Genomic DNA, 24,116 nt, shown 5'->3' with positions numbered 1-24,116 from the left:
CCGCCGAAGCCCCGCAACGACACGGGCCCCGGGAAGACATCCCCGGGGCCCGCGAACTTTCAGTCAGTGAAGCGGGCGACTACTTCGCCAGCTCGATGAGCGCCGCGGCGCCCATGCCACCACCGATGCACATGGTGACGACGCCGTAGCGGCCGTTGCGGCGCTTCAGCTCGCGCAGAATCGTCGCGACCAGACGCGCACCGGACACGCCCAGCGGGTGGCCCAGGGCGATGGCTCCGCCGTTCGGGTTCACCTTGTCCATGGGGATGCCCAGCTCGCGGATGCAGTACAGCGCCTGCGGAGCGAAGGCCTCGTTCAGCTCGAAGACGTCGATGTCCTTCACCTCGAGCTTGTTCTTCGCCAGCAGCTTGCGCACCGCCGGCACGGGGCCGATGCCCATGACTTCCGGAGGCACACCGGCGACGGCGAAGTCCACGAAGTAGCCCAGCGGCTTGACGCCCAGCTCCTTCGCCTTCTCCTCGCTCATCACCACCGCCGCCGCCGCGCCATCCGTCAGCGGCGACGCGTTGCCGGCCGTCACCACGCCCTTGGCGTTGAACGCCGGGCGCAGCTTGCCCAGGCCCTCGGCCGTCGTCTCCGGACGCAGGATGGTGTCCACGGACACCGTCACCGTCTGCGGCTTGCCCTCCTCGTCGTAGACGGTGGTGGTGACGGGGACGATCTCCTCGCTGAACTTGCCCGTCTCCCGCGCGGTGGCCGCGCGGCGCTGGCTCTCCGCGGCGAACTTGTCGGAGTCCTCACGCGACACGTTGTGACGGGAGGCGATGTTCTCCGCCGTCACACCCATGGACGAGTAGATCTCCGGGTGGTTCGCCATGATGTCCGGGTTGGCGCTGACCTTGTTGCCGCCCATGGGCACCATCGTCATCGACTCGGTACCACCGCCGATGCCGACCTGGATGTGCCCCGCCTGGATGGCCGCGGCAATCTGCGCAATCGCCTGCGTCCCGGAGGAACAGAAGCGGTTGATGGTCATCGCCGGTACTTCCACCGGCAGCCCCGCCAGGAGCGTGGCCTGACGGGCCACGTTCATCCCCTGCTCGGCCTCCGGCATGGCGCAGCCCAGGACGACGTCCTCCACGTCCGACGGCTTGAGGCCGGGGACCTGGGCAACGGCCTCCTTGATGGCGATGGCGGCCAACGTATCCGGCCGGGTGTCCTTGAACTCTCCCTTGTGCGCGCGGGTGAACGGCGTGCGGACCGCGCTGGCAATCACGACTCGACCAGGCATCTTGATGTCTCCTTGCCCGGGGAGTACCCGGGCATGCAGCGAAATTTATGTCGTAGCCAATGGATACCGGCCGGCCGTCAATTCCGCAGCGGCTTGCCCTTCTCGATCATGTGCGTCAGGCGGTCCTGGGTCTTCTCCTCGCCGCACAGGCTCAGGAAGGCCTCGGCCTCCAGCTCCAGCAGCTTCTCCTCGGTGACGAGCGCCGAGGTGCTGGTGTCTCCGCCGGTGAGCACGCGAGCGAGCTTCTGACCAATCTTGCGGTCGTGCGCGCTGACCTGCCCGTTCATCTCCATGTCGTACAGCATCATGTCGATGGTGGCGTAGCCGCTGGGGCCGCCCAGTCGGAAGCGCGTGGGACGAGGCGCGCGGAAGCCCGCGTCCGCCATGCCCAGCACCCGAGCCTTCGCGTCCGACAAGAGGAAGTCCCGGTTGGCGCTGATGCCGTCCGTCAGGGACAGGAAGCCCAGCTCCCGGGCCTCCTCGGCGCTGGTGGCGACCTTCGCCGTGCCGATGGCCAGGAACACCTTCTTGAGGAAGGGCAGCGGATCGAAGTCCTTGTCCGTGGAGTACGCGCCGTAGACGTTGCGGAGCAGCTGCATGTTGCCGCCGCCGCCGGGGATGAGGCCCACGCCGACCTCGACGAGGCCCATGTACAGCTCCGCGCTCGCCTGCACCGCGTTGCCGCCCATCGTCACCTCGGAGCCGCCGCCCAGGGTGAGGTTGAAGGGCGCCGTCACCACCGGCACCGGGCTGTAGCGCATGCGCTGGTTCACCGCCTGGAAGCCGGTGACGAGCTTGCGGATGTCCTCGTACTGGCCGCTCTTCGCCGCCCACACCAGCGCGACGATGTTGGCGCCCGCGGAGAAGTTCGAACCGTCGTTGCCGATGACCAGGCCCTTGAAGTTCTTCTCCGTCTCGTCCAGCGCCGTGTTCATCATCTCGATGATCTGGTCATCGATGGAGTTCATCTTCGTGTGGAACTCCAGCAGCGTGGCGCCGTCGCCCAAGTCCCACAGGGTGGCGGAGTCGTTGCCGGCCACCTTCTTGTTGCCGCGCTTGAGGTACTCCACGCGCTGCGTGCGGGCGTTCTCCGGCACCACCTTCACGGACTTCGTGGGGATGTCCCAGTACGTGTCCTTGCCGCCCTCCACGCCGTAGAAGGACTCGCGGCCCGTGGCCACCATGTCCTCCACCCACTTGGCCGGCTTCAGGCCCAACTCCTTCATCCGCGCCAGGCCCTTCTTCACGCCGTACGCGTCCCAGACCTCGAAGGGGCCCAGGTCCCAGCCGAAGCCCCAGCGCACGCCGCGGTCCACGTTGACCACGTCGTCGGCGATTTCGGGGATGCGGCGGCTGGTGTATGCCAGCACGTCCAGCGTCACCTGCTCGGCGAACTTCGCGGCCTTGTCCGTGCCGTTCATGACGACGGCGACGCGCTCCTTGACGTTCTCGACCTCGCGGGCGGCGCCCAGCGACTCGAAGCGCACCTTGGCCTGCGGCCGGTACTCCAGCGTCTTCAAGTCCAGCGCGAGGATCTCCTTCCCGCCGCTGCTCTTGTCCTTCTTGTAGAAGCCGCCGCCGCTCTTGTCGCCGAGCATGCCCTTCTCCACCATCTTCTGGAGGAAGCCGGGGATGGCGAAGACCTCACGCTCCTCGTCCTGCGTCAGCGTGTCGTAACAGTTCTTCGACACGTGGACGAAGGTGTCCAGACCGACGATGTCCGCGGTGCGGAACACGGCGGACTTGGGACGGCCCATGGCCGGTCCGAAAATCTTGTCCACCTCTTCGATGGACAGCTCCGCGGGGCCCATGGCGGCGATGGTCCGCATCATCCCGTACACGCCGATGCGGTTCGCGATGAAGTTGGTGGTGTCCTTGCCGTAGACGATGCCCTTGCCGAGCACCTCTTCGCCAAAGCGGTGGATGGTCTTCATCACCGCCGGGTCCGTCTCCTCGCCGGCGACCAGCTCCAGCAGCTTCATGTAGCGGACGGGGTTGAAGAAGTGCGTGACGAGGAAGTTCTTCTTGAACGCCGCGCCCCGGCCCTGCGTCATCCCGACAATCGACATGCCGGAGGTGTTGGAGGAGATGATGGCGTCCTTGCGGGCGTGCTTCTCCACCTTCTCGAAGAGGGCCTGCTTGACGGACAGGTCCTCCTTCACGACTTCGATGACCCAGTCACAGTCGGCGATACGGGCCATGTCGTCATCGAAGTTGCCCACTTCGATGGCGGTGAACACCTGCTCGGACATGATGGGGCTGGGCTTCTGCTTGCGCATGTTGGCCAGCGCCCCGAGGGCGAACTTGTTGCGGAAGGCCTTGGTCGAAGTGTCTTCGCCCGGTGCGGCCTTCGGCGGAACGATGTCCAGGAGGAGCGCGCGCACGCCCGAGTTGGCCAGATGGGCGGCGATGCCGCTGCCCATCACTCCGGCGCCCAGCACAGCTACCTTGCGGATCCGCGTCGTCATTGGAAGAGGCTCCCTTGAGGGAAGAAGGGACTGCACAAATGTAGGCGATTGACCCGAAAGTCAATCTGTTCGGAAGGTGGGAGCACTCGCCATGCGTCGTCCCAAGGACTACAAACCGGACCTCCATGGCTCGCCCCGACCCGCACTCGTACAACGACAGCACGCAGCCTGAGACGGAAACCCTGGACTGGAAGGCTCGCGTCGACTTCCGGACCCGCCGCCTGCACGCGGAGGCAACGCTGACGCTGAAGGAGGCCTCCGCAGGGCCCCTGGATTTGGACACCCGGGAGCTGGAAATTCTCAGAGTCGTAGACGGCAATGGTCGCCCCTTGCCCTACATGCTCGCCCCACCGGAGCCGATTCTGGGGAGCCGGTTGAGGGTGGAGCTGCCCTCGGGGGTGCGACAGCTCACGGTGCACTACCGCACCTCGCCCACGGCGAGCGCGCTGCAGTGGCTGACGCCCTCGCAGACGGCGGGCGGGCAGCACCCGTTCCTGTACAGCCAATGCCAGGCCATCCACGCGCGCAGCGTGGTGCCGCTGCAGGACACGCCGCGCATCCGCATCCGCTATCGCGCGTCGCTGCGAGTGCCCAAGGCGCTCAAGGCCGTCATGGCCGCCAGCTTCCTGCGCCGCGAGGAGCACGGCGTGGAGGCGGAGGAGCACTACGAGATGCCACAGCCGGTGCCTCCGTATCTGCTGGCCTTCGCGGTGGGCAGCCTGGCGCCCAAGGAGCTGGGCCCTCGCTCGCGCGTGTGGGCGGAGCCGGAGCTGCTGGAGGACGCGGCCGAGGAGTTCTCCGGCGTGGACGACATGCTGCGCGCCGCCGAGTCGCTCTTCGGCCCGTACGACTGGGAGCGGTTCGACCTGCTCACCATGCCTCCGTCGTTCCCCTACGGCGGCATGGAGAACCCGAGGCTGACGTTCCTCACGCCCACGCTGATTGCCGGGGACAAGAGCCTGGTCAACGTGGTGGCGCATGAGCTGGCGCACTCGTGGACGGGCAACCTGGTGACGAATGCCTCCGCGGAGCACTTCTGGCTCAACGAGGGCTTCACCGTCTTCGCCGAGCGCCGCATCCTGGAGGCGCTGGCCGGGCCGGAGGTCGCCGCGCTCAACGCCGCGCTGGGGCGCCGGGCGCTGGAGGAGGCGATGCACCACTTCCGCGAGCACCCGCACCTGACGGCCCTGCGCACGCACCTGACGGGCGTGGACCCGGACGAGGCCTTCTCCCAGATTCCGTACGAGAAGGGCTACCTGTTCCTCCGGGCCATGGAGGACGCCGTGGGGCGCGAGGCCTTCGACGGCTTCCTGCGTCGCTACCTGGCCACCTACCGCTTCCGCGCCCTCACCACCGAGGAGTTCATCGCCTTCACCGAGCGGGAGCTGCCCGGGGTGCTGGCGAAGGTCGACGCGGAGGCCTATCTGCAGCGGCCCGGCATCCCCGCGGGCGCGCCCGCCCCGCGCTCCAGCCGCCTGGAGGAGCTGCTTCGCTTGCGCGGCACCGTGCCGGCGAAGGACGCGGTGAAGGACTGGACGCCCGCGGAGTGGCAGCTCTTTTTGGAGTGGCTGCCCTCGGACACGCCGAGGGACGTGTTCCGTCAGCTCGACGAGCGCTTCGAGCTGACGAAGAGCCGCAACTCGGAGGTGCTGGTGGCGTGGCTGGTGGCGTCGCTGCGCGCGGGCTGGGAGCCGGCCGTGGGCCGCACCGAGGCCTTCCTGGGCGAGGTGGGCCGCATGAAGTACCTCAAGCCCCTGTACGGCGTGCTCTGCTCGTCGAGGGAGCTCAAGGGCCTGGCGCGCACGCTCTTCAAGAAGTACGCGGAGCGCTACCACCCCATCGCCCGCCAGGGCGTGGAGCTCATCCTGTCCCGCGCCTGAAGCGGCGCGAGGACTTGGGGGAGAGGGACTACTTCGCCGACTGCGCCACCAGGCGCTTCTCGGCGAGGTCCAGGTACTTCTCGTCCATGTCGATGCCCACGTAGCGGCGGCCCAGCTTGAGGGCCGCCACGCCCGTGGTGCCGCTGCCGTTGAAGGGGTCCAGAATCAGCGCGTCCTCGGGGGTGCTCGCCTCGATGATGCGCTCCAGCAGGGCCACGGGCTTCTGCGTGGGGTGGCTGCCGAAGGCCTTCTCCTCGCCGCCGCGCGGGACGGTGAGCGTCCACAGGCGGCCCTCGCCGTCGGCCGTCACTTCCGCGTCGCCGGAGGGAGGAAGCGCCCAGGCGTCACGCATCTGCTTGCCGCCGTTGTCCGCCTTCATCTTGGAATAGTTGAAGACGTGCTGGAGCTTGCCGCCCGACTTCGGGGAGGCCCAGATGAGCAGCTCCGTCGAGTGGGTGAAGTAGCGGCACGCCAGGTTGGGGCTGGCGTTGGGCTTGAACCAGGTGACGGTGTTGAGCAGCTTGTAGCCGAGCTTCTGCATGGCGAAGCCGGCGTTGAAGATGACGTGCTGCGTGCCGCTCACCCAGAGGGTGCCGGTGGGCTTGAGCAGCCGCTGGCAGGCGGCGAGCCACGCGGTGGTGAAGGCGTGGTCCTCTTCCACCCCTCGCGACACATCCCAGCCGCCCTTCGCCACCGACACGCGCTTGCCACCCTTGCAGGTGGTGCCGCCGTTGGAGAGGAAGTACGGCGGGTCCGCGAAAATCATGTCGAACGTCTGGGGCTCGAACTGCTGCAGGAGCTCCAGGCTGTCCCCCCGCAGGAGCGTCCAGGCGTCGCCCTTCGCGTGCACGCTCTCGTTGAGGGAGCGCCGGACAACCTTCAGGTTTGGGGCAGCAGCTTCCGCGAACATCACGCCTCCGTCGGACTCTTCGTCGTGGGACGCGGCGGAATGTGCCTCAACAGGCTGCTACAGCAATTTTCTGACCTGTAGCACCCTGAAACTTGACGAGGTGCTCAAGCCGTAGAAACACCGCGAGCAGGGCGGGAGCGCCTCTTGCGTGAGGCCCTCCGACACCCTGCTCGTGGTGCTGCTTCAGTGGCTGCGAAGCGCGACGACCCGACTCAGGCCTTGGCCTTCTTGGCCTTGGCGACGGGGACCGCGATGTTGCCCTCGACAGGGGCAGCGTCGGCGCCCTTCGTGGGGTTCGCGGCGTACTTCTTCTTGAAGCGGTCGATGCGACCGGCCGTGTCGATGAGCTTGTACTTGCCCGTGAAGAAGGGGTGGCAGTTCGCGCAGATTTCCACCGAGAACGAGCCGCGGGTGGAGTGGGTCTCGACGATGTTGCCGCAGGCACAGGTGATGCGGGACGGCGGATAGACAGGGTGCAGGTCGGGCTTCATGACGCTCTCCAAGGTGCCTTGCCCCCAACCGCCAACGGCTGGGAGGTCCGGCACTGTAATGGCCGGCGCTTATAACGGCGCGCCGGCCGGGGCACAAGATCCGCCCGGGTCAGTGGGATGCCGAGCCAGGAGGCTCGATGCGTTCCACCGCTTTTTGAACGGCCGGATCCGCCGGCACGTCGCTCCCAAGCTGGATGTACGACAATAGATGCGTCCGGGCCGCGGGCGTTGCGCCCCCCGCCACCGTCTTCTCCAGCGACGTCCGCCGGGCTTCCAGGCTGGCGACCGCTGCCTCGAGCGAGCGCTTCTGCGCCTCGTCCGTGGACTTCGCGAGCCGCTCCTTGGCCTTGGCCAGGTTGGTCTCCACGATTCGCAGGCCATCGCGGGTGCGCGCCACCTCGGAGTTGTCCACGAACCGGCCGGGGCCGTTGATGGACAGCTCCAGCTTCGCCAGCTGGCGACCCCGGTCTCCCGGCGGGACGATGGTGGTCATCGCCATGCGCTGGGGGATGCCGGAGCCCCGGCCTTCGTGGGACGGCAGCACGAAGTCCACGCCCTCCACCTCGTTGCTCAGCTTGAGCACCTCGTCGTAGGGCACGGCGGCGAGCAGCACCACCAGGTCCACGCGCTCCTGTTGGCGCAGCCGCTTCGCCTCGGCGGCCACGGCGGGGGCCACCGGCAGGCCCTGCCGCATCACCCCGGCCGCCTTGCCCTGGGCCAACGGCTCCATGGGCTCGGGCTGGGTCGTCGCCGGGGAGGCGCCCACCACGCCGACCTTGAGCCCGCCGACGTCCACCACCGTGGAGGCGGGGAACAACAGCTTGCCCTTCGCGTCCACGAGGTTCGCCGACAACAGCTTCAGCTTCGACTTGCGCGTCTGCTTGCGCAGGAAGTCCACGCCGAGGTTGAGGTCTCGTGCGCCCACGGCCATGGCGGTGGTGCCCTGCGCGTCCATCTGCGCGAGCAACAGCTCCGCGCGCGGCCGTGCATCCGGAGCGCCGCCGCTGTCCCGGCTCCTGAAGAGCGCGTTGCCCGCGTCCAACACGAGGACCGGTACGCCCTTGGCGCGCTCCTGCTCTATCGTGACTTTTCTTCTGGCCAGACCGCCAGACGGGTTGTGTCGTCAACCACAGGGGGCGATTTCGCCCCCGTTGTCTCCGGTGAAGAGCAGCACCAGCTGCTTGGGCGCCGCGCCCGCGACGAAGGGAAGGAGGAGCAGCGCCAGCGCGGCGAGCCGCAGGGGACGGAAGCTCACTTCTTGCCACCCTTCTTGGCGGGGGCCTTCGCCTTGTCCAGCTCGGCGATGCGCTCCTTGGCCGTCTTGGCGGCGGCGGCCTTGGGGTAGCTCTTCACCAGCTCCTCGAGCGCCATGCGCGACTCGTCCTTCATCTTGAGCTGGGCGAAGCACTCGGAGGAGCGCAGGAAGGCGTCCGGCGCGGAGGGCGTCTTCGGGTGGTCCTGCACCACCTTGCCATACTCGAAGAGGGCCTCGCGGCACTTGGACTCGGAGAAGTACGTCTCACCCAGGCCGTAGTGGGCCTCGCCCACCAGCGGGTCCTTGGCCCACTTCTTCATCAGCTCGGTGAAGAGCTGACGGGCCACGAGCACCTCGCCGGCCTTGGCCCGCTCCTGGGCGAGCGCGAGGAAGTCCTTGGGGTTGGTGGGACGCTGGAGCTCCTCGGCCTTCTTCTTGGCCTCGGCCTCCTTCACGGCGGCAGTCCCCTGCATCGCGAGGAGCTTCTGGTCCTGGGCGCCGAGCGCCGTCTCCAGCTCGGTGATTTTGTGGAGGTAGGTCTCCACCTGGCCGCGCAGCTGGGACAGGTCCTCCATCGTCTTCTGGAGCTGGACGCCGATGTCCGCGTCCTTGCGGCGCGCGGCGGTGTCCAGGCCATCCAGGGCCTTGGTGACCTCGGCGACCTTCTCGTCGATTTTCGGCAGGGTGGCGGCGAACTGGTCGCGCGCCTCCTTCAGCTCCGTCTGCATCTGCGCGGAGTCGGCACCGAGCCGGTCGACCTTCGCCTCGAGGGCGCGGCCGCGGTCAGCGGGATAGAAGCAACCAGGGAGCGCCACCAGCAGCGCGAACAGGACGAGCCTTCGCATGGGGCGGGCATCTTACGGCCAAATCGGCGGGCCGTCCGGACTTCTCGCAGGGCCCCTGGCGCCAAGCCCGCCCGCCTGCTGCGTCAGCGTCTGCTGCTCGGGGGGGACAGGCGTCCGGCGGCGTGTGCGCAGGCCACGCGGAGCCGTCCGGGGTTGAGGAAGAAGGGAACCGGGCGGGCCCTCCCCTCCTCCAGGGACACCAGGGCCCGGCGGTATTCGGCGGCGGCCTCGAGGGGGCGGCGGCACTGCTCCAGGAGCAGCCCGAGCAGGTAGCGCGCGGCGGCATGGTCCGGGTCCAGCGACAGGCAGCGACGCAAGTCTCGCTCCGCCACAGCGTCGGAGGCTCCCGCGGCGGCGCCGTCGAGGACGCAGGCGAAGAGCAGGTCCGCCTCCGCGGAGGACGGTGAGGGCAATGCCGAGCCCCGGTCCGTGTCCGTGGGAATCGACGGTTCGCGGCTCGCGCCAGACGCGGAGGCCCGACCCGCATCGAGGGGGCTCGACTGCTCTCGGCCCGCGCCACTGGGGGGCGGCAACGCACTGTTGGCTCCTGGCGTGGACGCATGGCCCGCACCAATGGGGGTCGACGCTTCTCGGTTCGCGCCGACCGCCAACTTCCGGTCGACTCCGCTGGAGGTCGGCGGCTCGCGGCTGGCTCCCACGCCCGCGCTGGACTCCCGCGAAGTGGACCTCGCTCCGCCCTCGGCGGACCTGACTGAAGCGCTGGACGTCACACTCGTGGCAACGGAGCTCGCCGTGCCGTCCTTGCCTGGACGCGGCGTCCCCTGCGCTCCCTCGGACACGTCGACCCGGACGTGGAAGAACGCCGCCTCCGTGCGCGCCACCCGCAGCGTCGGAGGCACCTGGAGCAGCGGCTCCGACGCGGACAGCACCAGCGTCCCCCCGGGCACGAGGCTGTCGGCCAGCGTCGCCACCGTCCGGTGGAAGGACTCCACCGTGAAGTAGATGAGGACGTTGCGGCAGAAGATGACGTCGAAGCACCCCGCTCCCATGGGCCGGGGATAGGGCACGTCCATCAGGTTGTGGACCTGGAAGCTGGCGCGCTCACGCAGCGCCGACACCAGCGACAGCTTCGAGCCCCTGGGCACGAAGTACCGCTCACGCGGCCCCGCGGGCACCCGGCGCAGTTGCTCCGTCGTGAAGCAGAGCGCGGACGCCCGCCGCAGCGCCGCTTCCGAGATGTCCGTGCCCAGCACCGTGCTGCCAGGACTCGCACCTGACTCGGCCAGGAGGATGAGCAGCGTGGCCACCTCCTCGCCCGTGGAGCAGCCCGCGCTCCAGATTCGCAGCGGCCGTCCCCCCGCGCGCGCCACCAGCGGCGACAGCACCCGCTCCCGGAAGTCGGTGAGCTGGACTTCGTCGCGGAAGAGGTCCGTCTTGTTCACCACCACCGCGGAGATGAGCCCTTCCAGCTCCGCAGCGCCCGATGGCGACTTGAGGAAGGCCAGGTACTGGTGCGGCGTCAGCCCGCGACACCGCTCCGCCAGCCGATCATCCAGGCGGCGAATCTGCGGCCCGCTCAAGGACATGCCCGTGCGCGCCGTGAGGAAGGCGCGCACGGAAGCCCATGGCGCACCCGGGGCGCGCACCGGCGGTCAGCGCCCCACTGCGAGCGACTCACCCCGGGCCAGTCGCGCCAGCGTGGCGGCGACCTCGTCTCCGTGGATGAGGTGGTCCACCGCCTTGCGCTCCACCGCCGTGCCGGGCATGCCGAACACCACGCAGGACTCCTCGTTCTGCGCGAGCGTCAACCCACCCGCCTGACGGATGGCCAGCAGCCCCTCCGCGCCGTCCCCGCCCATGCCCGTCAGCACCAGCCCCACCGCCCGGCGGCCATACGTCCTGGCCGCGCTCTCCAGCAGCGTCGTCCCGGACGGCATGTGCCCATCCCGCTCCACTCCCGCCTTGAGCGCCACCCGCCCCCGGAAGGGAATCACGGTGTGCATCCCCGGCGGAGCGATGAGCACGTGCCCCGGCATCAACGGCTCGCCGTCCTGTGCCAGCCGCACCTTCAGTCGACTCGTGTTGCCCAGCCACCCCGCCAGCGACTCCGCGAAGGCCGCGTTGATGTGCTGGACGATGACGATGGGCGCCGGGAAGTCGGCCGGCAGCTCGGAGAGCATCCGGTTCAACACCTGCGGCCCGCCCGTGCTGGCGGCCACCACCACCACGCCCATGGACACCGCGGGCAGCACCGACGTCGTCACCCGGGGAGGGGTGATGGTGCCCTTCTGGGCCCGGCGCAGGTGCCGGATGACGCGCACCGAGGAGAGCAGCTTGATTTCCCGCACCAGGTTCCACGCCTCGGGGCCGGCGTCGATGGCGGGCTTGATTTGCAGCGCGAGCGCGCCCAGCTCCAGCGCGCGGTACGTCAGCTCCGGGGCCTGCGAGCGCGGGTCCGCCGTCAGCACCAGGATGGGCGTGGGGCACTCGGCCATGATGTGCTCGGTGGCCGTCAACCCGTCCATGACGGGCATGTCCACGTCCATGGTGATGACGTGGGGGCGCAGCTCCTTGGTCATCTCCACGGCCTGCTTGCCGTCCGCGCAGGAACCCACGACCTCGATGTCGGGGTCCTTGCTCAGCGCCTCGCAGATGAGCTGTCGGCAGATGAGTGAGTCATCGACCACCAGCACCGACACTTTCTTGCCCATGCCCTGTCCATACCCCGTACGCGAGGCCACGAGTATAGCCAATGCTCCGCCGTGTCCTCAGGAGGTTGAGCGGGGGCCCTTCAGGACAGGAGACGACCCACCACATCCACCAGGTCCTGGCGCACCAGGTCTCCCTTGGTGATGTAGCCGTCCGCCCCGGCCGCCAGCCCACGCCGCCGGTCCTCCTCGCCACCACGGGTGGTGAGGATGACGACGGGCATCCGGGCCATGGCGGGATGCCCCTTCAGGCGCCGGGTCAGCTCCAGGCCGTCCATTCCGGGCATCTCCAGGTCCGTCACGACCAGGTCCACCGGCGCCCCTTCCAGGGCGTCCAGCGCGTCCGCCCCGTCAGCGGCCATGACGGTGTCGTACCCCACGGCCTCCAGGAGGTTGGAGATGAGCTCCCGAGTCAGCGGCGAGTCGTCCACGACGAGGATGCGGCGGCGGCGGGACTCGGCGCCGGGGGAGGCAGAGCGGGGCAGCTTCAGCGGGGACGTCCCGTGGGCGCTGGCGGTGAGCCAGGCGGCGGAGAGGACCATCGCCAGCCGGCCGTCGGCCAGGGACGTGGCCCCGGCGAGGTGGCCGAAGCGGGCCATCACCCCGCGCAGGGGGAGGATGGCCTGGACCCGCTCCTCCAGGACGCGGTCCACCACGACGGCGGCGGCGCCACTCTGGCTGCGCACCACCAGGACGAGCTCCCCCTCGCGCACCTCCCGCTCCTGAGCCAGGCCCAGGAGCGCTCCCAGGGAGGCCAGGGGCAGCACCCGCCCCTCCACGAGCAGCGAGGGACGGCCGGCCACCTCGCACAGGTGGATGGGCTCCACCTTGAGGGCCCGCGAGACGTGGGTGGCGCTCAGCGCGAGCGTCTCCTGGCCCACCTGGACGAAGAGCAGCGGCGCCACGGTGAGGGAGACGGGGACGCGCAGCTCGAAGATGGTGCCCCAGCCGGGCGCGGACTCCACGCCCACGTCGCCGCCCAGGCCCTGGATGGAGGCGCGCACGGCGTCGAGCCCCACGCCTCGCCCCGACAAGTCGGTGGCGACCTCGCGCGAGGTGAAGCCGGACAGGAAGATGAGCTCGCGGGCAGCGGCGTCAGAGAGCGCGTTGGCGGCGCTCTCGTCCAGGGTGCCCCGGCGCACGGCGACCCGGCGCAGCTCGGCGGGGTCCAGGCCCAGGCCGTCGTCCTCGACGCGGAGGATGATGCGACTGCCTTCCCGGGCGGCGCGCAGCGTGAGGCAGCCCCGAGGGTGCTTGCCCGACGTCACCCGGTCCACCCGAGTCTCCAGCCCGTGGTCCAGGGCGTTGCGCACCAGGTGCATCAGCGGCTCGCGCAAGGCTTCCACCACGGCCCGGTCCGCGCGGGTGTCCTCACCGTCGACGACCAGCTCCACCTCCTTGCCGAGCGAGCGCGACAAGTCGCGGACCATGCGCGGGTAGGGCTCGAAGAGGACGGACAGGGGCAGCATCCGCAGGCCCTGCACCTCCTCCACGACGAGGCCCAAATCCCGAAGCTCCTCGTTGGACAGGAGCTTGGACTCGCGATGGAGGTCGGCGGCCAGCTCCTTGGCGGTTCCCAGGCGGGCCACCAGGGCCGCCGCCGCGGGGCCCAGGTCCTCCGCCTCGCGGGCCAGTTGTCCAAGCTCCCGGGCCAGGGCGAGCCGCCGGGCGTTGGCGCGCTCTCGACGCCGAGCCACCTGGGCCAGGTTGGTCACCGCGCTGGTCAACAGGTCCAGGCTGGCCACGTCGATGCGCACCGCATCCATGCGCATCTCGACCTGGCGGGGCGCCGCGGTGGTGCTTCCCTGCGCCCCACCCTGCCCCGGTGCGCGAGGCGCCATGCTGGATGAAGTCGCCAGAGTGGTCCCCGTGCTGGAGGCGCCGGTGGCGACTCGAGAGGGGCTCGCGGCGGGGCTCCCTTCCGGGCGAGGCACGGAGGGCCAGTTGCGGGCCCGTGACGAAGCAGGCGTTCCGCCTGTCGCCAGGAGACTCCCCACGGGACTCCGAGCAGGACTCTCCACGGGAGTGCCGCTGCTGACCCGCCACATCCCCGTGCCCGAGCCGCGCCGGGGCTCCCCATCGAAAGGAGCGCCGCTCGCTACACGAGCGCCCGTGTCCTCCTCCCGTCGACGCGGTTCCTCGATGGAAGCCCCGCCTCCCCTCGACGTCGTGAAGCCGGCTTCGCTCCTGGGCGCGCTCTCGATGGAGGCACCCGCCCCCACCCGTCCCATTCCAGCGCCCTGCACGAGAGTGCCGCGAGTTCCCCCAGCGCCCTTGTCCTCCGCCGCCACCAGAGCCGGCGTCCCCGCGGCCAACTCGGACGCCACGGCGGTGGCCCGCGCCAGTGCGGCCAGCGACTCGCCCGCGTCGACCCGGCGGGACACCATGGACTCTTGACCGACGGCCTCCGACAAACCAGCCCTCGTCTCCGGCCCCTCCGCCTCCGCCCGGGTACACGCCTGGAGCCAGACCACGAGCCTCCCCACCTCGGGCGAAACCTCGGTCGACGGCTGGGCTCCGGAGAGCAGCAGCACCACATCGGCGGCGCTGAGCAGCGCGTCCGTGGAGTCCGCCGACAGCGCATACCTCCGAGGCTCCGTGCAGCGGACCAGCTCCTCCATCTCGTGCACCAGCACGTTGATGTCGTCGAAGCCCATCATCCGGGCCTCGCCCTTGAGTCCGTGCAGCTCTCGCAGAGCGCCTCTCCCCGCCTCCGCGCTCGCCCCCGCCTCCAGCTCCATGAGCGCCCGGTTGATGCGCTCCAAGCGCACCGTCACCAGGTCCCGGAACTGCCTGAGGAGGCGCTCGCTCGGATTCACCCGCCCTCCTCCCTCAGCGTCTCCTGGCCAATCTGGAACCGCTCCACCACTTCGCGCAGGTCCCTGGCCAGCACGAGCAGGTCGGTGTTCGCCGTGCTCACCTGCTTGGTGGCGTTGAGGCTCTGCTGCGTGATTCGGAGGATGTCCGCCATCGTCTCCGCGAGCTGGTCCGTGCCCGTCTGCTGCTGCTGCGTGGCCAGGGAGATGCTGCGCACCGCGTCCGACGTCTTGCCCGCCAGCTTCGTGATTTGCCGCAGCGACTCCGACACCTGCTGCGCCAGCGTCGTCCCCGTCTCCACCGCGCGCACGCCGCCCTCGGTGGCGGACACCGCCGCGGCCGAGGCCTCGCGGACCTCCTCGATGAGCCCCTCGATTTCCTTGGTCGACTCCAGCACGTTCTCCGCCAGTCGCCGCATCTCCGCGGCCACCAGCGAGAAGCCCCGCCCCACCTCCGCCGCCTTCGTCCCCTCCAGCTCCGCGTTCAGCGCCAGCAGGTCCGACTTGTCGGCCACGCCGTTGATGAACTCGACAATCTTGCCAATCTGCTGCACGCGCTTGTTGAGCCGCACCACCGCGGACGCAATCGCGGCGTTGTCCTGCTTCATGCGCTCCATGGAGCCCAGGAACGACTCCGCGCTGCGCTGCCCCTGCTGCGCGGCCCCCAGCGTGCGCTGGGCAATCTGCGCCACCGAGCCCGCGTTCTCGGCGATTTGCCGCGCCGACCGCGCCAGCTCCTCCGTCGTCGCGCTCGTCTGGTCCAGCGAGCTGGCCTGCTCCGCGGCCCCCATCTCGTAGCGCCCGGAGGTGGTGAGAATCTCCTCCGTGGTGGCCGAAATCTGCGCCCCTGCGCGCTGCAACTGCGACATCACATCCGCCAGGTGCGCGCGCATCGTGGTGAAGGCGGCGGACACATCCCAGATTTCATCCTCCGCCGGCACCACGCGGGGACTGGCCAGGTCGCCCTCTGCGATGCGGCGCGCCTCGCTCGACAACTCCCGCAAGGGCCGCCCCAGCAACGTGCCTCCCAGGTACGCCGTGGCGAGCCCCAGCCCGAAGACGAGCAGCACCAGCGGCCCTCCCGACGCCAACGCCTCCAGGCGCAGCGCCGAGGCCAGCTCCGCGCTCGGAGCGCCATGCTCCACCAGTTGGGCCAGCGCCCGCTCTCCCAGCGCCGACGAGAGCTGCACCGACAACACCGCCGGCGTCACCACGGAGATGAAGGCGAAGGCCACCAGTCGCGAGCGGATCTCCGCGCGCCGGGGCATGGCCGCGATGAGCTGCGAGTGCGTCATGCCCAGCTCGGCCAGCCACAGCACCACCTTGCGCGAGCGCAGAATGACCAGGCAGTGCACCAGCAGCGCCGTCAGGGGGCCAAACAACAGCCCCAGCCCGGCGATGCGACGGGACATGTCCAGGTCCGCCCCGCCCGCGCCCCACAGCGCGGCCCCCAGGCCCACGGTGGTGAGCAGCCACAGCCCCAGCGAGCCCAGGAAGGACTCATCCGGCGCGCGCGTCACCTCCATCACCGCCGCCTTCAGGGACTCCGGCGTCGGCGAGATATCACCCCGCTCCAGCCCGCGCAGCGTGCGCAGCCGCCCGAGCGCCGCCGCAGCGCCCACCGCCATCGCCACGCCACACAGCAAGGCGCCCAGCCGGAGCAGCAGCGACAGCCGCCCGTCCACGGCCAGCGCGTCGGAGAGCGTGAGGCGGGCGTAGTGGAGCCCCAGCGCCGCGCCCATCAGGTTGGCCAGGGGCACCGGAAGCATCAGGTGCCGGCTGAACGAGGCCCGCCGAGGGCCACCGCGCGCGCTCATGCGTCCTCCCCGGCCACGACGTGGAAGCGCTCCACCACGCGCTTGAGGTCCCTCGCCAGGGTGGACAGGTCCGCGTTGGCCACCGCCATCTGCTTGGTGGCCGCCGAGTTCTGCTCCGTGACTCGCAGGATGTCCCCCATGGCCGCGGCGAGCTGGTCGGTGCCCGTCTGCTGCTGCTGCGTGGCCAGGGAGATGCTGCGCACCGCGTGGGACGTCTGCCGCGCCAGCTCCAGGATGAGGCTCAAGCTCTCGTCCACCTCGGCCGCCAGCACCGTGCCCGCGTCCATCGCCTTCAGCCCCGCCTCCGTCGCCATCACCGCCGCGTGCGTGGCGTCGCGAATCTCCGCGATGAGCTGCTCAATCGCCTTCGTGGACCGGATGACGTTCTCCGCCAGCCGCCGCATCTCCGCGGCCACCAGCGAGAAGCCCCGCCCCACCTCGCCCGCCTTGGTGCCCTCCAGCTCCGCGTTGAGCGCCAGCAGGTCCGTCTTGTCGGCCAGCTCGTTGATGAACTCCACCACCTTGCCAATCTGCTGCACGCGCTTGTTCAACCGCACCACCGCGTCCGCGATGGCCTGGTTGTCCTGCTTCATGCGCTGCATGGCCCCCAGGAAGGCGGCGGCGCCTCGCTGGCCCGTCTGCGCGGCGGCGAACGTCGACTCGGCGATGGTGGACACCGACTCCGCGTTGCCGGCGATCTGCTGCGCCGAGCGCGCCAGCTCCTCCGTCGTCGCGCTCGTCACGTTGAGCGAGCTGGCCTGCTCGTCCGCGCCGGACTCCTGCTCCCCGGACGTGGCCACCAGTTGCTCCGTGGTGGTGGAGATTTGGAGCCCCGCGCGCCGCAGCTGCGTGAGCGCCTGGCCGAGCTGCGCCTGCATCTGCGCGAAGGCGGCGGAGGTGGCCCACACCTCGTCCTCGGCGGCGATGACTCGCGGGGGGCGCAAGTCCCCTTGGGCGATGCGGGTGGCGTCCTCGGTGATGGCGCGCAGCGGCGCCGCGATGACGGTGCCTCCCAGGTACGCGGTCAGCAGCACGAGGATGGCGACCAGCCCCGCCACCGCCAGCCCTCGCCCGTCATCCGCCCGCCGCAGCGCTTCGTCCTGCTCCAGCGGCGAGCGGGCCAGCACCACGTCGTCCATGGCGCGCGAGGTGCGGCTGACCGTGGCGTCGAGGATGAACAGCGACGGCGTGAGCACCGCGATGGCGGTGAAGAGCACCATGCGGCGACGGATGTGCAGCCGTCGGGGCGGCGCCGCGGCCACCACCTCCATGGGCGACAGGCCTCGGGCCGCGATGAGCTCCACCGCCTCCCGGCAGCGGCGCACCACCAGGAGGTAGATGAGCAGCGCCGTCAGCGAGCCGAGCGACGCGCCCACCAGCAGGATGCGCGGCCCCAGCGACAGGGGCGCATCCACCCAGGGGATGAAGACGAACGCCACCACCACCGCGCCCACCAGCCAGCTCTGGAGCGCGAAGGAGAAACACCGCTCGGGAAAGCCCCGCGCCTCCAGCAGCGCCGCCTTGAGATGCTCCACCGAGGCCGACAGCCGCCCGTCGCCCACGGCATACAGCACCCGCAGCGAGCGCCTGGCGTGCAGTTGGATGAGCCACAGCGACAGCGCCGTGACGAGGACGACGAGCCCCAGGAAGCGCATCCACGACTCGACGGGGAGCGCCTCCGTGAGCAGGCCATGCAGCAGCGCCAGGGAGATGCCCACCGAGCTGGCCGGCGCCACCGGACGCGCCAGCCACCGGGCCAGGCCCCGCACGTCCTGAGGCCCCGTCATGCCGCCCCCGGCCGAAGGCCCCGCAGGAAGCGCTCGAAGTCCGCCAGGCCCAACAGCGGCCACAGCACCCCGCGCGCCAGCACGAAGCCCCGCAGGCTGCCCCCCGAGGCGTGCACCGTCACACAGGGCGCCGGCAGCACTGGGTGCGACTCCGCGTCGATTTCGAGCGTGTCCACCCCCACCCCGCCGCCCGAGGCCGCCACCAGCACCCGCATGGCGCCCGCCGGCGCCTGGAACGCCAGCCGGGCGGAGGCTGCGTCCGCCTCCTCACCGGGAGAAGAGATGGCGAGCACCTCGTGCGCGGCGAAGGCGAGCCGATGCGGGCCTGCATGGCAGAACAGCATGCCCCGGACGGGACTGGCTGGAGCCATGGGTCAAGCCCCCTGGCTGAGATGGTCGAAGAGCCCTTCGGGGTCGATGACGGCCACATCCCGGGGACCGCTCTTGGCGGGGCCCCTCAGGTGGACCAGGACGCCGGCGGAACCCAGGGGCTCCAGCGCGCCCGTCACCGGGGACACACCCGCCACCGTGGACGCCGTGAGGCCGAGCGTGCCACGCGGCAGCCGCACCAGCACGGCCCGCCGCGAGGACTGGCTGACCCCCGCCACCAGCAGGCCCATGTCCACCACCGGGATGACCTCTCCTCGGTGGGCGAACACGCCCAGCAGGTGGGCAGGGGCGCCCGGTACCCGCGTCAGCTCGGGGAAGGTAACCACCTCCGCCGCGCTCTCCGCGGGTACCGCGTACCAACTGCTACCGCAGGCAAAAACGAGATAGGACTGCCGCGCTTCCGGCTCGTGGACGGCCATGTGGCGCACAGCCTACCCCAGCCTCAACTAGCGCTGGAACTCGACGCGGCGGTTCTCGGACCAGGCGTCCTCGGACGAGGCGTTGCTCGCCGGGCGGGTCTCACCGTAACCCACCGTCGTCACCGAGTTGGACTTCACGCCCAGGTCCGTCAGGTAGCGCTTGACGGCCTGCGCGCGGCGGTTGGACAGCTGGAGGTTGTACTCCTCCGTGCCGCGCTCGTCGGCGTGGCCCGCCAGGGTCAGCTTGCCCTGCTGGCCCGTCTTCAGGCACGTGGCCAGGTCGGACAGGCGCTGCTGGGCCTCGGAGGTCAGGGAGGACTCGTTGAAGCCGAAGCGCACCGGGCTCCAGTCGCACTTGTCGGCGGAGGCCGTCACGCAACGGCCGGAGCTGCACTCCTGACCCTCACCGCAGTCGGAGTTGGACGCGCAGGTGTCGGTGGGGGCCTGGCAGCGGCCCGCCTGGCACTTGCCGCCGGAGGGGCACGCGGAGTCGTCCTTGCACTGGGCCTCGGCGCACTTGCCGGCCTCGCAGATGCGGCCATCACCGCACTGGTTGTCCACCGTGCACTCGGGGGGCTTGGGCGCGCACTTGTTGCCCTGGCACGTGAAGCCCTCCTTGCAGTTCGCGTCGGTGGCGCACTCCTGGCACTGACCCTGGACGCAAACCTCGCCCTTCTCCGAGCAGGTCGAATCGTCATTGCAGTTGGGATAGCTGGGGGGGCAGCCGGTCAGCACGGCCATGGCGAGGCCGAGGCCCGCCCAAAGAGAAATCCGACGCATCATTCCTCCCGAAAATCTTGGAAACGAAAGAAGCACCCGCAGGGGGCGGGTATTCGGGTCGCGTGTAGTCGCAGTCACCAGGGTGAGTCAAAGCATTTGTCCCTTTCGAGACACCCCCCCGCGCCCCGAAACCCTTGAATGTCCAAATAATTTCCGTGAGATTGTGGCCCTTGCCCGTGAAGCGGCCGCGTGACGTGGCCCCCGGCCGGGAGCGCCCCACATGCCCGCATCCGTCCTCATCGTCGATGACGAGAAGAACATTCTGCTGACCCTGAGCCAGTCGTTACAGCTTGCGGGGTATCAGACACACCTGGCGGCCAGCGGCCAGGTGGCGCTCGATGTGGTGAGCGCGCGTCCGGTGGACGCGGTGTTGATGGACGTGAAGATGCCGGACATGGATGGGCTGACGGCGCTGGCCCGGCTCACGGAGCTCAAGCCGGAGCTGCCCGTCATCATGATGTCGGGGCACGGCACCATCGACACGGCGGTGAAGGCGACCCAGTTGGGCGCGCGCGACTTCCTGGAGAAGCCCATCGCCCGGGAGCGGCTGCTCGTGGCGCTGCGCAACGTGCTCAAGCACCAGGCGGCGATGGAGGAACTGCGCGAGCTGCGCGAGCAGTTGGGGCGCTACGACATGGTGGGCAGCGGCCCGGCCATGCAGCGCATCTTCTCGCTCATCCAGCGCACGGCGCCCTCCGAAGGGCGGGTGCTGATTACGGGGGAGAACGGCACGGGCAAGGAGCTCATCGCCCGGGCGCTGCATCAGAACTCGCGGCGCAAGGCCAACCCGTTCGTGAAGCTCAACTGCGCGGCGGTGCCGCACGAGTTGATTGAAAGCGAACTGTTCGGACATGAGAAGGGCGCCTTCACCGGCGCGGTGAGCGTGCGGCGCGGCAAGTTCGAGCTGGCTCACGAAGGCACGCTGTTCCTCGACGAGATTGGGGACATGCCGCCGGCGATGCAGGCCAAGCTCCTGCGCGTGCTGCAGGAGGGCGAGCTGGAGCGGGTGGGCGGCGCGGAGACGCTCAAGGTGGACGTGCGGGTCATCGCGGCGACGAACAAGAATCTGGAGAAGGAGATCTCCGCGGGGCGCTTCCGCGAGGATTTGTATTACCGCATCAACGTCGTCCAGATTCACTCGCCGCCCCTGCGCGAGCGGCGCGAGGACCTGCCGGACCTCATGGGGACGTTCCTCCGCGAGGCGTGCGCGAAGAACGGGCGCCGCCCGCTGACGCTGTCTCCGGACGCGCTGTCGGTGATGAGCGCTTATGACTATCCAGGCAACGTGCGCGAGCTGCGCAACCTGGTCGAGCGGCTGGCCATCCTCTGCGAAGGCCCCATCGTCACCCGCTCGGACGCGCTGGAGCTGCTGCCCCGAGGGCGCGGTGGCGTGCCTCCTCCGGTGGAAGCGACGGCGGCACTGGCTCCGCCTCCTCCCACCGTCGATTCGGCCGTGGTGGCGGCGGCCAGCACGCCGGCTCCGGCCCTGGTGGCTCCCCTTCCCCCAGTGTCAGCGCCCGTCCAGGCGGGCTTCCAGCCCCGGGCCGACAAGACCTTCCGCGAACAGGTGGAGGACGCCGAGCGGGAGATCATCTTGTATGTGCTTGCCCACACTCACGACAATGTGACGGAGGCGGCGCGGCTGCTCGACCTGGAGCGGGGACATTTCTATAAAAAAATGAAGGCCCTGGGACTGCGGCGGGGCTCGTCCGAGGCCTGACCCACGTTGCCTCCGTCATGAAACAGTCCATCGGCCCAGCTCATGACGAAGCTGGGCTTTTGAGGCCTCCGCCATACCGCCGCGAGAGGCCCTGTTCCTCAACTTCGATTTGTCCTTCTTGCTCAAATCCCTCCAGGGCTCGAATTGATGCGCGGTTCGAAACCGCCAGAGCACAAGGCCTCTCCAGCCACCTCGCAGTGACTGCTCGTGGAGGAACGAACCGAGCTTCTGAGCAGACGTCAGCAGCTTCAGGTCCGTGCTCAGGAGATAGTCGAGGACAGCAGGCTGTCTTGCTTCAACGGCTCTTTCGATGGAGCGCGCGACGACCAGTGTTCGCAGGTTCGGGAAAGCCTGCTTCGAGAACATGGACTGGACCTCGTTCAGCGCGCCCTCCTCGATGAACTGGTATAGCTTTTCGGCTCGCTGATTCTCGCGCACCATCGAGACGACCCAGAGCAAGACAAGCCCGGCGAATGGCAGGAGAATCATGAGCCAATCCATCAACGTCTTCATGGTCTCAGCCTATCATCGCCCCCCCCCGCTTGAGTGCGGAGGGGCCCCTTGGCCGGCCTGGGATTGATTCGCATCAGGCGCCCCTGGCGGTGATGGCGCCCGGAGCCAGCGCGGCCGAGGTCCCCACGAGCCGGGCATGAACTCCCGACGGCTGCGGACCCCAGCCTTGGTGAAGATGGACTTCCAACCAGACTCAGAGCGGCTCGGCCGTCGCGCAGCTCGGGGACGCGCTCTCCGCCACCGTGCGCGTCAGGGACTTCCGGCTCGCGTCGGTGAAGGGTGAGACGCCCAGCACCACGCAGGTCCGGTAGAGCAGCGCCTTGCTCGCGGGGAAGGCGCTGATGGGCGAGCTGAAGTCGTTGTTGAAGTACACGCTGGCGAGCGCCGAGCCGTAGAACGGGCTGGAGCCCCACGCGAACTTCTTCCCCGTCACGCCCGTGTTCGGATTGAGTCCGCTGTACTGCGCGGACTGGAAGGGCCACTCGCCCGCGGAGAAGTCCCCGCTCAACAGCGCCCGTCCCGTGGCCGCCTTCGTCGAGCCGTTGTTGGTGCTGTAGCCGCCGTATACGAGCCCCGCGTCCTGGCCCAGCTTCAACTCGACGAGGCCCAGCTCGTACAGCACGCCCGTGCCCGAGTGGCGCGCGAGCAGGCTGTGATACTTGCGCGTGGCGCCGATGGGCTCGTTCCACGTCCAGTTCGCCTGCGTCGTCAACGAGCCCGCCACGGGGGCCTGCGTGGTGAAGTGATTGCGCGTGTCACCCCACTGCACGTTGCTGAGCGGGGCCTGGGTGTCCGAGTCCGCGAACTCCACGACGCCGTAGGGCCCGCGCATGTCGAAGGACAGCTGCCCCGCCACCGCCTCGCCCAGGTCCAACCGGGTGTCGAGGCGCGGGAAGTCCGTGCCCTTCTCGAACACCCACCGCAGGGTGATGGGCACCATGAACTTCTGATGGGCCGCCAGCGCCGCGGGCGTATTCGCCGTCACATCCGGCATGGCGACGCGGGTGCCCCACTTCGGATAGGCCGTCGTGAAGGTGTGGCTGGCGGACGTGGAGCCCGGGAGGATGGCCGAGTGCGAGCCCTGCACCGCGAAGCCATACCCCAGCGGCGAGTCATCCTCTCCATGCAGCCCCGCGATGGTGCCGGACGCGCCGTTGTCGAACGTGCGGTACAGCTCGTGTCCGACGAAGTAGCCGAAGCCGCTCTCACCGCCCGCCGTGCCATCCACCGTCACCGTGCGCCAGTCCGCGCCGGCCTGGACCTGATAGGTCAACTGGACGGCATAGCCGCCATTGCCCGCGGACGTCTGCCGCTTCAGCGACACCGTGCGAGGGCGACCCCGCGAGTCCGTCCACGTGTAGCGGTCCACCGAGTGTCCACCCACCACCGTGGACTCGCGAGAGACGCCGTCACCCTGCTCGGAGCTGGGGTCCGTGGGGCCAGCGTCGGCCCCTGCATCCGAGCCTCCGGCGTCCGCCGTGCCGGCATCCCCCACGCCCGCGTCATCCGGCCCCGGGGTGTCGTCGTCCGAGTCACAGGCCGCGAGGCAGAGGGCTGCCGTCAGCAACGTCAATCCGAACCATCGTCCGTTCGTTCTCATGTATCGCAGCTACCACGACTCACGGCGGCTGGCGCCAGGTCGGTTGCTTGATTCGTCACTCACGAACCGCTTCGCTGTCTAGACAGACTGAAGGTTTCGTCCACGGTTGTCTGCAAAACCAGGGGCGCGCCGCGTCATCGGCCGCGAGGTTTCAGTGGCGTGTTCAATCACCTAATCTCGACGTGCAACACGCACCTGAGACCCGTTCCTGGAGGACGCATGCGAGGCATTGTCGGAGGATTGCTGGCGGCGGCACTGTTGGTCGGCTGCGGTGGTGGAAACGAAGGCGGAACCGAAGTCCCCTCGCCCGAGGGTGAGGTGTCCGCGCAGGCCGTCTGCGACAGCCAGTACCTCATCAAGTATTACGACAAGACCTATACGACGGTGCTCGGCACGATGCAGTGCACGTGTGGCGCGGAGCCGGTCTTCACCGGGGCCCTGACGCCCTATCCCAAGCGATACAACCAGGGCACCTGTCCCTGAGGGCCTCACGGCCCGCTCCCT

At 69.4% G+C, this 24,116-nt stretch carries 20 protein-coding genes; 3 read left to right on the top strand and 17 right to left on the bottom strand.

Annotated elements, in window-relative coordinates; genetic code table 11:
- Positions 1 to 79: 79 nt before the first annotated feature.
- Together LZ199_RS42040 and LZ199_RS42035 are read right to left on the bottom strand one after the other, a co-directional pair.
- Positions 80 to 1,252 carry a thiolase family protein gene (locus LZ199_RS42040; protein ID WP_253999442.1) on the bottom strand — a complete coding sequence of 391 codons (1,173 nt, stop codon included), beginning with the start codon at positions 1,250 to 1,252 and terminating at the stop codon, positions 80 to 82.
- Between the two features lie 77 nt (positions 1,253 to 1,329).
- Positions 1,330 to 3,720, bottom strand: a complete 2,391-nt coding sequence (locus LZ199_RS42035) for a 3-hydroxyacyl-CoA dehydrogenase/enoyl-CoA hydratase family protein (RefSeq protein WP_253999441.1) — start codon at positions 3,718 to 3,720, stop codon at positions 1,330 to 1,332.
- 125 nt (positions 3,721 to 3,845) lie between these two features.
- Between LZ199_RS42035 and LZ199_RS42030 the strand changes: the two genes are divergently transcribed.
- A complete protein-coding gene (locus LZ199_RS42030) occupies positions 3,846 to 5,600 on the top strand; it encodes a M1 family metallopeptidase (RefSeq protein ID WP_253999440.1) in 1,755 nt (584 codons plus the stop codon).
- Positions 5,601 to 5,628: 28 nt separating this feature from the next.
- Here the strand turns inward: LZ199_RS42030 and LZ199_RS42025 are convergent, their stop codons facing one another.
- The 13 genes from LZ199_RS42025 to LZ199_RS41970 all read right to left on the bottom strand — a co-directional run bounded on the left by LZ199_RS42025 (position 5,629) and on the right by LZ199_RS41970 (position 19,779).
- The gene (locus LZ199_RS42025) at positions 5,629 to 6,510 is read right to left on the bottom strand and encodes a DNA-methyltransferase (protein WP_253999451.1); all 882 of its coding nucleotides are present in this window, start codon (positions 6,508 to 6,510) and stop codon (positions 5,629 to 5,631) included.
- A gap of 212 nt (positions 6,511 to 6,722) precedes the next feature.
- Complete coding sequence (rpmE, locus tag LZ199_RS42020; protein ID WP_253999439.1) at positions 6,723 to 7,001, bottom strand: 50S ribosomal protein L31; 279 nt, start codon at positions 6,999 to 7,001, stop codon at positions 6,723 to 6,725.
- Between the two features lie 109 nt (positions 7,002 to 7,110).
- On the bottom strand, positions 7,111 to 8,046 hold the full coding sequence (locus LZ199_RS42015) for a metallophosphoesterase family protein (protein WP_253999438.1): 936 nt from the start codon (positions 8,044 to 8,046) through the stop codon (positions 7,111 to 7,113).
- Between the two features lie 78 nt (positions 8,047 to 8,124).
- On the bottom strand, positions 8,125 to 8,256 hold the full coding sequence (locus LZ199_RS46390; RefSeq protein ID WP_256569817.1) for a hypothetical protein: 132 nt from the start codon (positions 8,254 to 8,256) through the stop codon (positions 8,125 to 8,127).
- Positions 8,253 to 9,101 (bottom strand): tetratricopeptide repeat protein, encoded by an 849-nt coding sequence (locus tag LZ199_RS42010; protein WP_253999437.1) that lies wholly within the window; start codon positions 9,099 to 9,101, stop codon positions 8,253 to 8,255. The genes LZ199_RS46390 and LZ199_RS42010 overlap by 4 nt, the downstream gene beginning before the upstream one ends.
- An 83-nt stretch (positions 9,102 to 9,184) precedes the next feature.
- Positions 9,185 to 10,648, bottom strand: coding sequence for a CheR family methyltransferase (locus LZ199_RS42005; RefSeq protein ID WP_253999450.1), 1,464 nt, complete (start codon positions 10,646 to 10,648; stop codon positions 9,185 to 9,187).
- Between the two features lie 66 nt (positions 10,649 to 10,714).
- Entirely contained in the window at positions 10,715 to 11,773 is a 1,059-nt protein-coding gene (gene cheB, locus LZ199_RS42000; protein WP_163861870.1) for a chemotaxis-specific protein-glutamate methyltransferase CheB, read from the bottom strand.
- Between the two features lie 80 nt (positions 11,774 to 11,853).
- Positions 11,854 to 14,589, bottom strand: coding sequence for a response regulator (locus tag LZ199_RS41995; protein WP_253999436.1), 2,736 nt, complete (start codon positions 14,587 to 14,589; stop codon positions 11,854 to 11,856).
- A complete protein-coding gene (locus tag LZ199_RS41990) occupies positions 14,586 to 16,403 on the bottom strand; it encodes a methyl-accepting chemotaxis protein (RefSeq protein ID WP_253999435.1) in 1,818 nt (605 codons plus the stop codon). Before LZ199_RS41990 ends, LZ199_RS41995 begins: the two co-directional genes overlap by 4 nt.
- Entirely contained in the window at positions 16,400 to 18,190 is a 1,791-nt protein-coding gene (locus tag LZ199_RS41985; RefSeq protein WP_253999434.1) for a methyl-accepting chemotaxis protein, read from the bottom strand. The genes LZ199_RS41990 and LZ199_RS41985 overlap by 4 nt, the downstream gene beginning before the upstream one ends.
- The gene (locus LZ199_RS41980; protein ID WP_253999433.1) at positions 18,187 to 18,561 is read right to left on the bottom strand and encodes a protein CrdC; all 375 of its coding nucleotides are present in this window, start codon (positions 18,559 to 18,561) and stop codon (positions 18,187 to 18,189) included. The genes LZ199_RS41985 and LZ199_RS41980 overlap by 4 nt, the downstream gene beginning before the upstream one ends.
- Before the next feature lie 3 nt (positions 18,562 to 18,564).
- Positions 18,565 to 18,999, bottom strand: coding sequence for a chemotaxis protein CheW (locus tag LZ199_RS41975; protein ID WP_253999432.1), 435 nt, complete (start codon positions 18,997 to 18,999; stop codon positions 18,565 to 18,567).
- A gap of 27 nt (positions 19,000 to 19,026) precedes the next feature.
- Positions 19,027 to 19,779 (bottom strand): OmpA family protein, encoded by a 753-nt coding sequence (locus LZ199_RS41970; RefSeq protein ID WP_323390297.1) that lies wholly within the window; start codon positions 19,777 to 19,779, stop codon positions 19,027 to 19,029.
- 220 nt (positions 19,780 to 19,999) lie between these two features.
- On the opposite strand from LZ199_RS41970, the gene LZ199_RS41965 reads away from it, so the two are divergent.
- Complete coding sequence (locus LZ199_RS41965) at positions 20,000 to 21,499, top strand: sigma-54-dependent transcriptional regulator (protein WP_253999430.1); 1,500 nt, start codon at positions 20,000 to 20,002, stop codon at positions 21,497 to 21,499.
- A gap of 15 nt (positions 21,500 to 21,514) precedes the next feature.
- Here the strand turns inward: LZ199_RS41965 and LZ199_RS41960 are convergent, their stop codons facing one another.
- Together LZ199_RS41960 and LZ199_RS41955 are read right to left on the bottom strand one after the other, a co-directional pair.
- The gene (locus LZ199_RS41960; protein WP_253999429.1) at positions 21,515 to 22,012 is read right to left on the bottom strand and encodes a hypothetical protein; all 498 of its coding nucleotides are present in this window, start codon (positions 22,010 to 22,012) and stop codon (positions 21,515 to 21,517) included.
- A gap of 193 nt (positions 22,013 to 22,205) precedes the next feature.
- Positions 22,206 to 23,612: a hypothetical protein gene (locus LZ199_RS41955; protein ID WP_253999428.1), complete on the bottom strand. Its 1,407-nt coding sequence runs from the start codon at positions 23,610 to 23,612 to the stop codon at positions 22,206 to 22,208.
- Positions 23,613 to 23,831: 219 nt separating this feature from the next.
- Between LZ199_RS41955 and LZ199_RS41950 the strand changes: the two genes are divergently transcribed.
- Positions 23,832 to 24,095, top strand: coding sequence for a hypothetical protein (locus tag LZ199_RS41950; RefSeq protein ID WP_253999427.1), 264 nt, complete (start codon positions 23,832 to 23,834; stop codon positions 24,093 to 24,095).
- Positions 24,096 to 24,116: the final 21 nt, after the last annotated feature.

This window comes from Myxococcus qinghaiensis, assembly GCF_024198215.1.
GTDB lineage: Bacteria > Myxococcota > Myxococcia > Myxococcales > Myxococcaceae > Myxococcus > Myxococcus qinghaiensis.
Note: the sequence above shows the minus strand (reverse complement) of the source record. Positions and strands in the feature narration are given on the sequence as shown.